The sequence below is a fragment of the Roseobacter sinensis genome, assembly GCF_025755255.1.
GTDB lineage: Bacteria > Pseudomonadota > Alphaproteobacteria > Rhodobacterales > Rhodobacteraceae > Roseobacter > Roseobacter sinensis.
On the sequence record NZ_JALIEB010000006.1, the window covers coordinates 69,680 to 82,549 of the forward strand.

The 12,870-nt window shown below is 64.9% G+C and carries 14 protein-coding genes; 6 read left to right on the top strand and 8 right to left on the bottom strand.

Annotated features, from left to right (window positions below):
- The first annotated feature begins 57 nt into the window (after positions 1–57).
- The gene (locus MUB52_RS11105; protein WP_263844291.1) at positions 58–468 is read left to right on the top strand and encodes a SufE family protein; all 411 of its coding nucleotides are present in this window, start codon (positions 58–60) and stop codon (positions 466–468) included.
- 128 nt (positions 469–596) lie between these two features.
- Here MUB52_RS11105 and MUB52_RS11110 read toward each other — a convergent pair whose 3' ends face one another.
- The 6 genes from MUB52_RS11110 to MUB52_RS11135 all read right to left on the bottom strand — a co-directional run bounded on the left by MUB52_RS11110 (position 597) and on the right by MUB52_RS11135 (position 7,009).
- The gene (locus tag MUB52_RS11110; protein ID WP_263844292.1) at positions 597–1,229 is read right to left on the bottom strand and encodes a DUF1638 domain-containing protein; all 633 of its coding nucleotides are present in this window, start codon (positions 1,227–1,229) and stop codon (positions 597–599) included.
- Positions 1,216–1,539, bottom strand: a complete 324-nt coding sequence (locus MUB52_RS11115; RefSeq protein ID WP_263844293.1) for a YbjQ family protein — start codon at positions 1,537–1,539, stop codon at positions 1,216–1,218. Before MUB52_RS11115 ends, MUB52_RS11110 begins: the two co-directional genes overlap by 14 nt.
- Positions 1,540–1,541: 2 nt before the next feature.
- On the bottom strand, positions 1,542–1,757 hold the full coding sequence (locus tag MUB52_RS11120) for a hypothetical protein (protein ID WP_263844294.1): 216 nt from the start codon (positions 1,755–1,757) through the stop codon (positions 1,542–1,544).
- Between the two features lie 41 nt (positions 1,758–1,798).
- Positions 1,799–2,497 (bottom strand): corrinoid protein, encoded by a 699-nt coding sequence (locus tag MUB52_RS11125; RefSeq protein ID WP_263844295.1) that lies wholly within the window; start codon positions 2,495–2,497, stop codon positions 1,799–1,801.
- Between the two features lie 211 nt (positions 2,498–2,708).
- A complete protein-coding gene (locus tag MUB52_RS11130) occupies positions 2,709–5,846 on the bottom strand; it encodes an efflux RND transporter permease subunit (RefSeq protein ID WP_263844296.1) in 3,138 nt (1,045 codons plus the stop codon).
- On the bottom strand, positions 5,846–7,009 hold the full coding sequence (locus MUB52_RS11135) for an efflux RND transporter periplasmic adaptor subunit (protein WP_263844297.1): 1,164 nt from the start codon (positions 7,007–7,009) through the stop codon (positions 5,846–5,848). The genes MUB52_RS11130 and MUB52_RS11135 overlap by 1 nt, the downstream gene beginning before the upstream one ends.
- Before the next feature lie 78 nt (positions 7,010–7,087).
- Between MUB52_RS11135 and MUB52_RS11140 the strand changes: the two genes are divergently transcribed.
- Positions 7,088–7,717, top strand: coding sequence for a TetR/AcrR family transcriptional regulator (locus tag MUB52_RS11140; RefSeq protein ID WP_263844298.1), 630 nt, complete (start codon positions 7,088–7,090; stop codon positions 7,715–7,717).
- Between the two features lie 5 nt (positions 7,718–7,722).
- Here the strand turns inward: MUB52_RS11140 and bmt are convergent, their stop codons facing one another.
- Positions 7,723–8,745: a betaine--homocysteine S-methyltransferase gene (gene bmt, locus MUB52_RS11145; protein WP_263844299.1), complete on the bottom strand. Its 1,023-nt coding sequence runs from the start codon at positions 8,743–8,745 to the stop codon at positions 7,723–7,725.
- A 154-nt stretch (positions 8,746–8,899) separates the two neighbouring features.
- The gene (locus tag MUB52_RS11150; RefSeq protein WP_263844300.1) at positions 8,900–9,214 is read right to left on the bottom strand and encodes a DUF1476 domain-containing protein; all 315 of its coding nucleotides are present in this window, start codon (positions 9,212–9,214) and stop codon (positions 8,900–8,902) included.
- Positions 9,215–9,368: 154 nt separating this feature from the next.
- Between MUB52_RS11150 and purC the strand changes: the two genes are divergently transcribed.
- From purC to MUB52_RS11170, 4 genes are read left to right on the top strand one after another with little or no spacing between them, the layout of a single operon-like run.
- Positions 9,369–10,130: a phosphoribosylaminoimidazolesuccinocarboxamide synthase gene (purC, locus tag MUB52_RS11155; protein WP_263844301.1), complete on the top strand. Its 762-nt coding sequence runs from the start codon at positions 9,369–9,371 to the stop codon at positions 10,128–10,130.
- 41 nt (positions 10,131–10,171) lie between these two features.
- On the top strand, positions 10,172–10,402 hold the full coding sequence (gene purS, locus MUB52_RS11160) for a phosphoribosylformylglycinamidine synthase subunit PurS (protein WP_263844302.1): 231 nt from the start codon (positions 10,172–10,174) through the stop codon (positions 10,400–10,402).
- Positions 10,402–11,070 carry a phosphoribosylformylglycinamidine synthase subunit PurQ gene (gene purQ / locus MUB52_RS11165; protein ID WP_263844303.1) on the top strand — a complete coding sequence of 223 codons (669 nt, stop codon included), beginning with the start codon at positions 10,402–10,404 and terminating at the stop codon, positions 11,068–11,070. Before purS ends, purQ begins: the two co-directional genes overlap by 1 nt.
- A 37-nt stretch (positions 11,071–11,107) precedes the next feature.
- Positions 11,108–12,868 carry a sensor histidine kinase gene (locus tag MUB52_RS11170; protein WP_263844304.1) on the top strand — a complete coding sequence of 587 codons (1,761 nt, stop codon included), beginning with the start codon at positions 11,108–11,110 and terminating at the stop codon, positions 12,866–12,868.
- Positions 12,869–12,870: the final 2 nt, after the last annotated feature.

The following is a 12,870-nucleotide window of genomic DNA, read 5'->3' on the forward strand; positions in this document are numbered from 1 at the left end:
CGGGCTGGACCTTCGGCATGGTGCGGCTTACCTGCAAGGAAGAAAAAGAGGACCGAGATGGCACAGGCAGAATTTGAGGAACTGGTCGAGGATTTCGAATTCCTCGAAGATTGGGAAGATCGCTATCGCATGGTGATCGAGGCGGGCAGGGCGATGCCGCCGCTCGATGCTGCCCTGAAAGTACCGGCCACCAAGGTGGAGGGCTGCGCAAGCCAGGTATGGCTGCACGCCGTGACCGAGGGCGGAAGGCTGCACTTCGATGGGGAAAGCGATGCGATGATCGTGAACGGGCTGATCGCCGTTCTGCGCAAGCTCTACAACGGGTTGCCGCTCTCCGAAGTCCTGACCGTCGACGCGCGGGCCGAGATGGCCCGGCTGGGGTTGAACGATCACCTCTCGGCGCAGCGCTCGAACGGGCTGCGGGCCATGATCGAGCGCATCCGTTCCGTGGCCTCCGCGGCGGCCTGATCCGGCGAGGGCGCCTGTCGTGTCGTAATCCGGCGGAGGCACCTGCGGCATTCTGATCCAGCGGGCGCGCCTGCGGCGCGACGCGATTTCTGGCAAAGCCCTGCCGGGCTTTGGGCCGCGTCTCTGTCTCAGAGTCGTTCCAGCGTGGTTGCGAGATCGCCGTAGCCGGTAAACCGGCGCTCGAAGCTGAGGCCGAGCATCGCGGCACAGGCTTCCGCCTTGCGGGTGAGATCCGGGTCATCGGTCTGCGCCTGGTAGACCAGCTTTTCGTAATTGCCGAAATACATGTCGCGCAACTCGGGATGACGGTCGAGACCCATGGGCTTGATGACGAAGGCGTCGAACTGCCGCACGAGAAAATCTGTAAGATAGAAGGCGGTGATCTCGGTCTCGCTGTGCTGGGCGAAGCGCGCGTTGCCTTCGAAGAAGGAATAGCAGTGCGGACCCGGGATCATCTCGACCCCCAGATCATCGCAGGCCGCCTGCAATTGCCCACCCGTGCCGCAATCGGCGTAGACGACGAAGATCTGCTCGTAAGCGGCGCGGTGTTTCGCCACGCTCTCACGCACGCCTTCGGTGATCTTGTCGGGCGTGAGGTGATATTTCGCGGGCAGGCAGGTCAGATCGAGGTGGGTCCAGCCGTTGGCCGCCTTGAGGTCGAGGATTTCGCGGGCGAGCGCGCCACAGGCGATCAGGAGGACGCGGCCGACGCCGCTGGGCGACAGGCCATCTTCGGTCAGCTCTGTGTCACGAAGTGGCATCGAGGCGCACCGCCGTTCCGTAGGCCACGATTTCGGAGGCGCCGCCCATGATCTGCGAGGTCTCGAACCGCACGGCGATCACCGCATCCGCGCCGAGCCCCTGGGCCTCGGCAATCATCCGGTCGAGCGCCTGCTCGCGTGCCCCGGCCATGAGCGATGAGTAGCCCGTGACCTCCCCGCCCACGAGGTTTTTCAGGCCGGCGACGATGTCGGTGCCGATGTGCTTGGCGCGCACGGTCGAGCCGCGCACGAGGCCGAGGGTCTCCAGCACGGGCCGCCCGGCGATTTCGGAGGCGGTCACGACCAGCATGGTCAGTGTTTCATCCTGTCGTAGTGATCCTCATCGGCGTTGCCCAGCCGTTCGGCCAGCACCCGGTAGAAGATGTATGCCGCAAGTGCGGCGGGGATCAGCGCCAGCCATCCGGCGGGGACCTGCAGCGCCGTCAGCACCAGCGCCGCGAGCCACAGGGTGACGCCGAAAGCGGCGAGCACACAGACGCAAATCAGAACAAGTTTGTCGAGCGGCACGCGCAGTTCTCCTTTGAAGCCTGCGGCCATGCGGCGGGGTCTCAGGCGGTCTTCTGGTTGTGCTTGCGGCCAACCCATTCCTTGGCGGTTTCCACTGCCACAGCCGCATCGCGACAGTAGGCGTCGGCACCGATGGCCTTGCCGAATTCCTCGTTCAGCGGCGCGCCGCCCACCAACACGATATAGTCATCGCGCACACCCTGTTCCACCATCGTGTCGATCACGACCTTCATGTAAGGCATTGTCGTGGTCAGCAGGGCGGACATGCCGAGGATGTCGGGCGCCTCGGTTTCCAGCGCCTCCATATACTTCTCCACGGCGTTGTTGATGCCGAGGTCGACGACCTCGAACCCGGCGCCTTCCATCATCATGCCGACGAGGTTCTTGCCGATGTCGTGGATGTCGCCCTTGACCGTGCCGATCACCATCTTGCCGACACGCGGTGCGCCGGTTTCGGCCAGCAGCGGCTTCAGGATCGCCATACCGCCCTTCATCGCGTTGGCCGCCAGCAGCACCTCGGGCACGAAGAGGATGCCATCGCGGAAGTCATAGCCGACGATGGTCATGCCGCCGACGAGCGCCTTGGTCAGGATGTCGTAGGGCTGCCATCCGCGTTCCAGCAGAATGTTGACCCCTTCCTCGATCTCTTCCTTCAGACCGTCGTAGAGGTCGTCGAACATCTGCTGAACGAGTTCCTCGTCGTCCAGCTCCGACAGGATGATTTCGTCTTCGTCCGACATGGGCATTCCTCTATCGCTGACCCCGCAAGGAGGTTCGGCCTCTTCTCGGTTCTGACAGATTGCATAAAACGCACTGTCCAAATAGCGACACGCGGATAACGGCGTGCGACCATCCGCCGCGAATTTATCGCGCCGGATGCGGCCCGCACAAGCGGTTGCGACGTCGCCGCGTCCGAAAACTTTTCATAAAGATGTAGAGGTTAAGCGTGAGTTACTCGGCGGCCCGCACGAGGTTGAGGACGGGTTCCGCCTGTGGTCGGGCAGGGTCCTTCCGCGTGCGCCGGGCGTAGAGAAGCGCGAACATCGGCGGCGTGAAATAGAAGGACACCACCGTCGAGAGCAGCACGCCGCCGGCCACCGACATCGCGAAGGGCGGCCAGAAGCCACCCCCGGCGAGGATGAGGGGCAGGAAGCCTCCGAAGGTGGTGATCGTGGTGCTGATGATGTGGCGGCTGGAGCCCATCAGCACACCGACCATGGCGTCAGCGTCGCCCGTGCGGGCCTTCGCGTCGTCACGCAGGCCCGTCATGATGATGATTGCGGCGTTGATCGACACACCGATGGAGCCGATGACCCCGATGATCGCGTTGATCCCGAAGGGATACTGGAAGATGGCCAGGGCGAGGATGCTGAGACCGGCAGAGAGCACGCTGACCACCAGGGCGATGGCTGACAGCCGGAAGGAGTTGAAGGTCATCACGATGGCCGCGATCGACAGCGTCACGATCAGCCCGAGCGAGGCAAGCAGGTTGCCCATGGTCTCGGCGCGCGCGTCGCTGTCGCCGCCGATCTCCAGCCGGTAGCCCGCGGGCAGCGCGAAGCCCTCTGCATCGAGGGCCGCCTGCACGTCGACCAGCGCCTCTTCGGGCAGCACGTCGCGCAGGATGAACGCCTGTATCGTATTGACCCGCTCCGCGTTGCGCCGGGTGATGATCGGCTCGCTCGGCACCAGCGTCAGATTTGCGATGGCGGACAGCGGGATGCCAGGGAAGCGCCCCTCCGCCGAGAGCGCCGCAGCGGTCGGCGGCAGCAGGATCAGATCGGCGATTGCGGTGAGGTCACTTCGCGTGGCATCGCCGAAGCGCACCCGCACCGGCAGCTCCTCCGGCCCTTCCAGCAGCGAGCCGCCCGCGACACCTTCAAGGCCCGCTTCGAGCTGGCGCGAGACGGTGGCCAGTTCCAGCCCAAGCTGGCGGGCCTTGGCTTCATCGACGTCGATCCGCACCTCCGGCGCGCCGGTGGTGACTGTCCCGCGCGCCAGCGTCACCATGTCCACATCCGCCACGATCCGCCGGACCTCTGCGCCAACCTCGCGCAGGGTAGCGAGATCGGGGCCGACGATGCGCAACTCGACAGGCGCGTCGACGGGGGGGCCCTGTACGAGACCCCGCACCAGCACCTGCGCTTCCGGGGCGACGGCGTCGATTTCGCGCTCCAGCCGGGCAATCAGGGTCTCCGTGGCCTCCGGAGACGTGGTCGTCACCAGAGCTTCCGCGAAGCGAGCGGCGTCGTCGCGGCCGCCGGCCATATTGTAGTAGAAGGCTGGCGCGGATTTCCCCAAGACCCAGGAGACCTGCCGCGTCTCGGGCGCCTCCCGCAGAAGCGTGTCGAGCCGTTCCACCACCGCGCTGGTCTGGCCGATGGCGGCACCCGGGCGCAGGTCGACTTCGATGTGGAACTGGTCGCGGTCCACGCCGGGGAAAAACTGCGCTGTCAGCAACGGCATCGACAGGAAGCCCAGCACCGGCAGCACCAGTGCAAAGGCGACCGATCGGATCGGGTTCTGCACCGCCCACCGCAGGCTTGCGGCGAAGGCGGCCGAAACAGCCGGAAGCTTGAGACCCGAGGACATCGGGCCGGTCTTGTCCGCGGCAGGCATTGTCCAGCCAGCGATGGCCGGGGTCAGCGTCACCGCAACGACGAAGGACCACAGCAGCATGGTGACCACGGCGATGGCGATGGACCCCACGAAATCACCGGCCGGGCCGGGCAACAGGATCATCGGTGTGAAGGAGAGGGCGGTGGTGACCGTCGAGGCAAAGAGCGGGGCAAGCAGCCGGCGCACGGCACCCCGCACCGCGGTGACCCGCGCCTGCCCGCGCGCGATCCGCTGGCCGACTTCGTCGGTCATCACGATGCCCGCATCGACCAGAAGGCCCAGGGCCACGATCAGCCCGGTGACGGACATCTGGTGGATGGCAAGCCCGATGATGTTCATGGTCGCGAGCGTCGCGAGCGACACAATCGGCAGGATCAGCGCGACGATCAGGGCCGCGCGCACGCCCATGGTGATCAGCAGAACGCCCACGACCAGGCTCACGCCAATTGCCATGTTCCCGCCGACCTCGGCGAGCCGCTCCGCCGTATAGCGGCTTTGGTCGAAGACCAGCTCGGCGGTGATGCTGTCGGGGACGGTGGCCGCAAACGCATCAAGCGCCGCGATCACCCGGTCCATCCAGACGTCGACCTGAAGCCCGTCTTCCAGCTTGGCGGCCACCAGCACTGCTGGGGCGCCGTTGTGGATCGCCTGCTCGGCCAGCGGCAAGCGCGGCCCGCGGCTGATCTCGGCGATGTCGGCGACATGGGTCACCTGGCCATCGGGCCCCTCGCGCACGATCATCTCGCGCACCCGCTCCAGCGCGGTGATGTCTCCGGCGATATCGAGGATCAGTTCATTCTCGAGGCTGCGCAACCGGCCCGCCTGGCCCTTGCTGTCGGCGCGGGCAACCGCGGCGGAGACGTCGTCGGCCGTCAGGCCGAGAGCGGCGGTTTTCACCGGGTCGAGCGTGACCAGCACCTCTTCCTCGGGTGCGCCGAAGGTTTCGACCTGTTTGGTGCCGGCGGTGCTGCGCAAGCTGTCCGCCAGTGTCTCCGCATAGCGGCCCATGATCGACAGCGGCACCCCGGCGTGATCGGCGGACAGCGCTATGATCGCGCCGAAGGTGCCGGCCCCGTCGGAGGAGAACTCGGGCGTCAGCGCGCCTTGTGGGAAATTGGCCTCCGCATCGCCCAGAGCGTCTCGGATCTCCGACCAGACCTGCTCGATCCGGTCGTCCGGCAGGGTCTCGAGCAGATCCACCCGCACGATGGAAATGCCTGTGGCGGAGGTCGAGTTGATCTCGTCGACTTCAGGGATTTCGCGCAGCTCGTCTTCGATCTCGGCGGTGACCAGCGTCTCGACACGCGCCGGATCGGCGCCGGGGTAGGGCGTGGTGATGGTCGCGAAGAGGTTGGTGATCGTCGGATCCTCCTGCCGCCCGATGGCGAGCAGGGCCGAAAGACCGGCCGCGATGATGACGAGCAGCGCCAGCGCGACAAGACGCGGCTCCCGGAAGGTGAGAGTTTCCATCAGCCGGCCTCACCGGTCAGCTGAACCGCCTGACCGGCGACGACGCGGTGCGGCCCGTCGGGGATGAACCGCGCCCCGTCCGCGAAGGTGCCGCGCACATAGGCCCGCGCACCGTCCGAAAACAGCACTTCGACCGCTTCGATGCCGACCGTGAGGCGCTCGGCGTCCTCAGCCAGGGTCATCAGCTGCCACAAACCGCGCGGGGCGTCCTGCAACGCCGACAGCGGAACCCAGGCGCCGCGCTCGGAGACCGACTGGCGCAGCACCAGCGTGCCGGTTTCGCGCAAGGGTGGCAGATCATCGCCCGCGAAGTCGAGCAGGACGGTGCGTGTCCGGGTTGCGCCGTCCAGCTCTGGCAGCACCGAATGCAGGGTGAGCGGATAGTGCCGCCCGGCAAAGACGGCTTCATAGCTGTCGGTTTGCGACAGGGTGCTGACGATGTCCGGTGCGAGCCCGACGCGGAACTGCTGCCCGCCCGTCTCGACCAGCGACAGGATCGCCTGTCCTGCACCGACCGTGGCCCCGGTATCGACCGCCCGGGTCGAGATGGTTGCGTCGAAGGGCGCGCGCAGCTCCGATTTTTCGAGCTGAATAGCCACAGAGACCAGGCTCGCGTCGATCTCGGCGATCCGCGCTTCGAGCTCCGCCAGCCGCAGGGCCACGTCATCCACCGCCTGATTGGAGGCGAAACCGCGTTCGCGCAGTTCGGTCTGGCGGTCGGTGGTGCGCCGTGCGAGCTCGGTCTGGGCTTCGAGCGCGCGGCGCGCGGCCAGAAGGCGCGTCCGTTCCGCTTCGATCAACCGGGTGTCGAGGCGCGCGACAAGGGCCCCGGCCTCGACCGTATCGCCTTCGTCCACGGCGAGGGAGGCGACCGTCCCGCCTTGCTCGAAGGCCATGGTGGTGCGTTGGGCCGCCTGGATCTGTCCGGGGAACTTGCGGGCCACGGCATATCCGTCTTCGACCGTCAGACGGTCAGCCGTCACTCTCAGGGGCGTTGTGGCCTGCGGGGCGTCCACGTCGGCTGCGCGCTCCGCCAGCACGCTCTGCCCGAAGATCATCAGACCGATCGCAGCGGCTATGGCCAAAAGGGTGAAGACTAAGGTTGCACCTTGTCGTAGGATGCGACGCCAGAGCGGTTTTTGCGGAGTTGCCGTAGCGGTCATGTGGAGCCTCACTTGCGAAGTAAGTGTCACTTACATATGTTATAGGCTCTAACTTTATCAAGCGAAAAGGAGCTTTTTTTGTCAGACGCGCAAGACACGCTGCCGGACCGGCGCACGACCTATCACCACGGAGATCTGCGAGAGCAGCTTCTCGACGTTGTGCGCGAGCTCGTGGAAACCCATGGTCCTGAAGGGTTTTCCGTGGCCGAGGCGGCCCGGCGGGCCGGGGTCAGCACCGCTGCCCCCTACAAGCATTTCAAGGATCGGACGGATCTGATGAATGCGCTGGTCTCAAAGGCCATGGACCGGATGGCGGCGCAGATGGCGCAGGGGCGCGATCGCTTCGAGGCGGGTACCTACGAGTCGGTCGCGGGAATCGGGCAGGCCTATATCGACTTCGCAAAAGACGAGCCGGGCATCTTCCGGCTGATGTTCGGGCTGACCGAAGGCCATGAAGACCAGGAGGTGCTGCAGCAGAAGGGCGAGGACTGTTTCGGCATCGTCGTCGAGGACTGCGCGCGGTTTCTTGACACAGCGCCCGAGTCAGAGGCAGCGCGCCGGGCCGCCTACATTCTCTGGACCAACGTGCACGGGCACGCCTTTCTGAGCATCGACAACAAGAAGAAGACCGAGGCGAAGGCGCTTGAAGACTGGGATTTCCTGATGACTGTCAGCCGCGCCGTGCTCGATGCATCAGCCCGGGGCTGAGGCGGTCAGCTTGCGGCGCGGCGGCGGCGCGCGCTGCGCCGAGCGGGGGCGGCGCCTTCGCCGGTGCCATCGCTTTGCGACGAGAAGGCGCCCAGTCGGTCCGCGATTTCCTCCAGCGATGGTGGTTCGGTCATCGTGCGCGTGTCGAGCGCTTCGCGCATTTGGCGCAGATGCTCGGGCTGGGTGCCGCAGCAGCCGCCGATGATGGTCGCACCGCAGGCGCGCGCCATCACGGCATAATCGGCCATCAACTCCGGCGTGCCGTCATAGTGGATGTGACCGTCGACATACTTGGGAATGCCCGCATTGCCCTTCGCGATAACGGGGCGGTCGGGGCTCTGCGTGGCAAACCCCAGAACCGTGCGCAGCAGATCCGATGCGCCCGTGCCGCAATTGGCCCCGAAGGCGAGCGGCGCCTGATCGCCCAGATCACCGACCATCTTGACCATATCGGCGCTGGTGAGACCCATCATTGTGCGCCCCGCGGTGTCAAAGCTCATGGTGCCGGCCCAGTCGAGCCCGGCCAGGGCAAACCCCTCGGCGGCGGCCCGGTATTCCTCCGGGGCGCTGATCGTCTCGAGCCAGCCGATGTCTGCGCCGCCGGATTTGAGCCCGTCGGCGGCCTCGTGGAACATTTCGACCGCGAGGCTGTGCCTGAGCGTGCCGACCGGCTCCATGATCTCGCCCGTTGGTCCGACGGACCCGGCGACAATCACCCGGCGCCCGGCGGTGTCGGCCACGTCGCGGGCGATCTCGGCCGATACACGGGCGAGCTCATGCACGCGCTTCTCGGCGTCATGCAGCTTCAGCCGCGCGGCGTTTGCGCCGAAGGAGTTGGTGAGAAAGAGATCGCTGCCCGCCTCGACCGCGCCACTGTAGAGAGCCTTGATCTTGTGCGGCTCTTCGGTGTTCCAAAGCTCGGGCGCATCACCCGACATCAGCCCCATGTTGAAGAGATTGGTTCCGGTTGCGCCGTCGGCCAGCAGGGTGCCTTTTTCCGACAGCAGCTCGATCATGGGGTTGGTCATGGGGCGCCTCGATGGAGAGTTCGCCCTGCGGATGTCACGAACGCCACCTCAAGGCAAACCCATAAAACTCATCTTGGTTATGAGGCGCGCAACAGCGCGTGCGCAACGCTGGCGCAGGTGTAGGGCGGCTCGGCCATCGCCACCTTGCGACGGCTCAGTGTTCCTTCATCAGCTGCGCCTTGGCTTCGGCCATCAGCTCGACCATCTTCGTACGAATGGTCTGCTCGTCGGCGCGGTGGCCGAGGTCGCCCGAGACCTTGCGATAGACATCCTCGTCGCCCGCTTCCTCGAAATCGGCTTTCACGACCTCCTTGGCGTACTCTGCCGCATCCTCTCCAGTCTTGCCAAGAAGATCTGCGGCCCAGAGCCCCAGGAGCTTGTTGCGACGGGCTTCGGCCTTGAACTGCATCTCCGCATCGTGGGCGTATTTGTTTTCAAACGCGTTTTCGCGATCATCGAAGGTGGTCATCGGCTCGTCTCCTGAAGAAGGGGTTCGTGTTGCACCAGATATGCGGACTTGCGGCAGCTTGCGCAAGTGGCGCTGGCTTGCAGCAACGCGGGGCTTCCACTAAGAGAGGCGCAACGCGGTCGTGATCACCATGGCCCGAGGGGAAAGGACGCCCATGGCCAGGCGCAAGAAAATCTACGAAGGCAAAGCGAAAATTCTGTACGAAGGCCCCGAGCCAGGCACGATTGTTCAATATTTCAAGGATGATGCCACCGCATTCAATGCCGAGAAAAAGGCCGTGATCGAGGGCAAGGGTGTGTTGAACAACCGCCTCAGCGAATTCTTCATGACCGGCTTGGGCCAGATTGGCGTGCCCAATCATTTCATCAAGCGGCTGAACATGCGCGAGCAACTGGTGCGCAGCGTCGAGATCATCCCGCTCGAGATCATCGTACGCAACTATGCGGCGGGCACCATGTCGAAGCGTCTGGGCATCGAGGAAGGGACGCAGCTGCCGCGGCCGATCGTCGAGTATTGCTATAAGGACGACTCCCTGGGCGACCCGCTGGTGACCGAAGAGCATATTGCAGCCTTCGGCTGGGCCAGCCAGCAGGACATGGACGACATTCTCAGCCTCGCGCTGCGGGTGAATGATTTCCTCTCTGGCGTGATGCTGGCCGTCGGCATTCGGTTGGTGGACTTCAAGATCGAAGTCGGGCGGATCTTTGACGGCGACTTCCAGCGTCTGATCGTGGCGGATGAGATCAGCCCGGACAGCTGCCGGCTTTGGGACATCGAGACCGGGCAGAAGCTGGACAAGGATGTGTTCCGGCGCGATCTGGGCGATTTGAAGGACGCCTACACCGAGGTGGCGCGGCGGCTCGGCGTCATGCCGAAGACGACAGCGCCGATCACCAAGCCGACGCTCATCAATTGAGCGTCGGACATTTATATTTGGGGAACAATGAAGGGCAGGACATGAAAGCGCGCGTGCAGGTGATGCTGAAAAACGGTGTGTTGGACCCGCAGGGCGAAGCGGTGCGGCATGCGCTCGGGGCGCTGGGCTTCGATGGCGTCAAGGGGGTGCGGCAGGGCAAGGTCATCGAGCTTGATCTGGACGCGGGCGCGACCGAGGCCGATGTGACCGCCATGTGTGAGAAGCTGCTGGCCAACACGGTGATCGAATCCTACTCCGTGGAGATGATCTGATGCATGCAGCGGTTGTTGTCTTTCCCGGTTCGAACTGCGACCGCGATCTGGCCGTGGCCTTCAAGGCCGCGGGTGCACAGGTCAGCATGGTCTGGCACAAGGACAGCAGCCTGCCGGCAGGTGTGGACATCGTTGGCATCCCCGGCGGCTTCTCCTTCGGCGATTACCTGCGGTGCGGGGCGATTGCCGCCAATTCGCCGATCTGCCGCTCGGTTGCGGAGCACGCGGGCCGGGGCGGATACGTCTTGGGCGTGTGCAACGGCTTTCAGGTGCTGACGGAGACCGGGTTGTTGCCGGGCGCTCTGCTGCGCAATGCGGGGTTGAAGTACATCTGCCAAACCGTTGGATTAAAAGTAGAAACCTCACAATCGGCCTACACGGAAGGCTACAACGCCGGCGATGTGATCGATATTCCGATTGCCCATCACGATGGCAACTACTTCGCGGACGACGAGACCATCGCGCGGCTGCAGGGCGATGACCGGATCGCATTCACCTACACCGACAACCCCAACGGCGCCCGCGCCGACATCGCCGGCATCCTCTCGGAAAACCGCCGGGTTCTCGGCATGATGCCGCATCCGGAGCGCGCTGCGGACCCCGTCCATGGCGGCACCGACGGGCAGGCGCTCTTCCGCGCATTGGCCGGCGCGCTTGTCAAAGCGTGACTTGAGCGCGTAAGGCGCTTTCGCGTACTGTCGCGCCATGGATAACTCTGCCGATCCTGATCCACAGACCCGCACCATCAACTGGCGCGTGCGCGTTGCCTTGGCGGTGCTGCTGCTACTGGCTGTGGTTGTGGTGTCGGTGACCAACAAGCTGTTGACCGATCGCTTCACAGAAAGCACGCGCAACCGGGCCGAGCTTCGTCTGGCGCTCTACAGCGGTAACCTCTTGTCGGAGCTGCGCCAGAACGCCGTTGTGCCGCAGCTTCTGGCCCGCGACGCGGAGTTGATCGGAGCGCTGAATTCCGCTGACTACACCGCCTCGACGCGGCGGCTGATCTCTTTCGTCGAAGAGATCGGCGCGGCCTCGCTGATGCTGCTGGATATCGATGGGCGCACCGTCGCCGCCACCGACCGCAGCCGCCTGGGCTCCAGCCACCGTGCGGAGCCCTATTTCGTCGATGCGATCCGCGCCAATGCCACGATTTTCACCGTCGCCCCGCGGGAGGCGGGGGGCTATGGCTTCTTCTACTCGCGCCGGGTGCAATCGGGGTCGGACGTGCTCGGCGTCATCGCGGTCGAGGTCGATCTGCAGAAATTCGGCCGCGCTTGGGCCGGGATCTCGGATGCGGTGATCGTGACGGACAGCACCGGGACGATCATTCTGACCACCGAGCCACGCTGGCGCGGGCGCACCGAGGAAGAGGCGCTGGCGCGTCAGACCCCGCAGAACGCCATCCAGCGCGCTATCCAGGCAACTGCGGATTGGACCGCGCAGCCGACCGACTCCTATCTCGAAGGCGAGGCGGTGATGCGGCTCGAGACGCGGATTCCGTTCCGGGGCTGGCGCATGGCCAGCTTCACCACCTACGCCTCGGTGCGCGAACGCGTGAACGGCGTTTTGGCACTGGAAATCATGGGCTTCGCGATTCTGCTGGCGCTGAGCTTCTATGCGCTGAGCCGACGCACCGCGCTCAGGATGGCGCTGTTTCAGCGGGAATCTGCCGAGCTGCGGACGCTGAATGCAGCGCTCCAGCGGGAAATTGCCGAGCGAAAACGCGTGCAGGAAACGCTTGCGGTGGCCGAGCAGACGCTGGAGCAATCGAGCAAGCTCGCAGCGCTCGGTGAGATGTCGGCGGCTGTCAGCCACGAGCTCAACCAACCGCTCGCTGCGATGAAAACCTATCTGGCCGGAGCGCGGCTCTTGCTGCGCCGCAACCGGCTCGATGAGGCGCTGTCGTCCTTCGGTCGGATCGACGACCTGATCGAGCGCATGGGCGGGATCACGCGGCAATTGAAGTCTTATGCACGCAAGGGGCAAGAGGCGTTTTCCCCTGTAGATATGGGCGATGCGCTGGCGTCTGCCCTGTCGATGATGGAGCCACAGCTGCGTCAGCGTCATGTCCAGATCAACCGGATTGTCCCGGATCAGCCGGTGCAGGTGATGGGCGACCGTCTGCGGATCGAGCAGGTCATGGTGAACCTCTTGCGCAATGCGATTGACGCCACCAAATCCGAAGCGGCGCCGAAGGTGGAAATCCTGCTGACCGCAGGCGAAACGGCCACGCTGACGGTGCGCGACAACGGTCCGGGCATCGAGGATCTCGATCAGCTGTTCGAGCCATTTTACACGACAAAGCAGCCGGGAGACGGCGTGGGGCTGGGCCTCGCCATTTCATCTGGTATCGTGAACGACTTAGGGGGGCGCCTGACGGCGCGCAATGGACAGGCCGGGGGCGCGGTCTTTGAGATGCAGTTGCCAATTATGGGTGACGAGCACAGTACACAAGCGGCGGAGTAAGC

What these genes read in the sequence shown, in the direction of transcription:
- MUB52_RS11170 (WP_263844304.1), top strand. Translation starts at nt 11,108, where the DNA reads ATGGATAACTCTGCCGATCCTGATCCACAGACCCGCACCATCAACTGG.
- MUB52_RS11110 (WP_263844292.1), bottom strand. Translation starts at nt 1,229, where the DNA reads ATGCCACTTCGTGACACAGAGCTGACCGAAGATGGCCTGTCGCCCAGC.
- purQ (WP_263844303.1), top strand. Translation starts at nt 10,402, where the DNA reads ATGCATGCAGCGGTTGTTGTCTTTCCCGGTTCGAACTGCGACCGCGAT.
- MUB52_RS11115 (WP_263844293.1), bottom strand. Translation starts at nt 1,539, where the DNA reads ATGCTGGTCGTGACCGCCTCCGAAATCGCCGGGCGGCCCGTGCTGGAG.
- purS (WP_263844302.1), top strand. Translation starts at nt 10,172, where the DNA reads ATGAAAGCGCGCGTGCAGGTGATGCTGAAAAACGGTGTGTTGGACCCG.
- purC (WP_263844301.1), top strand. Translation starts at nt 9,369, where the DNA reads ATGGCCAGGCGCAAGAAAATCTACGAAGGCAAAGCGAAAATTCTGTAC.
- MUB52_RS11135 (WP_263844297.1), bottom strand. Translation starts at nt 7,009, where the DNA reads ATGACCGCTACGGCAACTCCGCAAAAACCGCTCTGGCGTCGCATCCTA.
- MUB52_RS11125 (WP_263844295.1), bottom strand. Translation starts at nt 2,497, where the DNA reads ATGTCGGACGAAGACGAAATCATCCTGTCGGAGCTGGACGACGAGGAA.
- MUB52_RS11150 (WP_263844300.1), bottom strand. Translation starts at nt 9,214, where the DNA reads ATGACCACCTTCGATGATCGCGAAAACGCGTTTGAAAACAAATACGCC.
- bmt (WP_263844299.1), bottom strand. Translation starts at nt 8,745, where the DNA reads ATGACCAACCCCATGATCGAGCTGCTGTCGGAAAAAGGCACCCTGCTG.
- MUB52_RS11105 (WP_263844291.1), top strand. Translation starts at nt 58, where the DNA reads ATGGCACAGGCAGAATTTGAGGAACTGGTCGAGGATTTCGAATTCCTC.
- MUB52_RS11130 (WP_263844296.1), bottom strand. Translation starts at nt 5,846, where the DNA reads ATGGAAACTCTCACCTTCCGGGAGCCGCGTCTTGTCGCGCTGGCGCTG.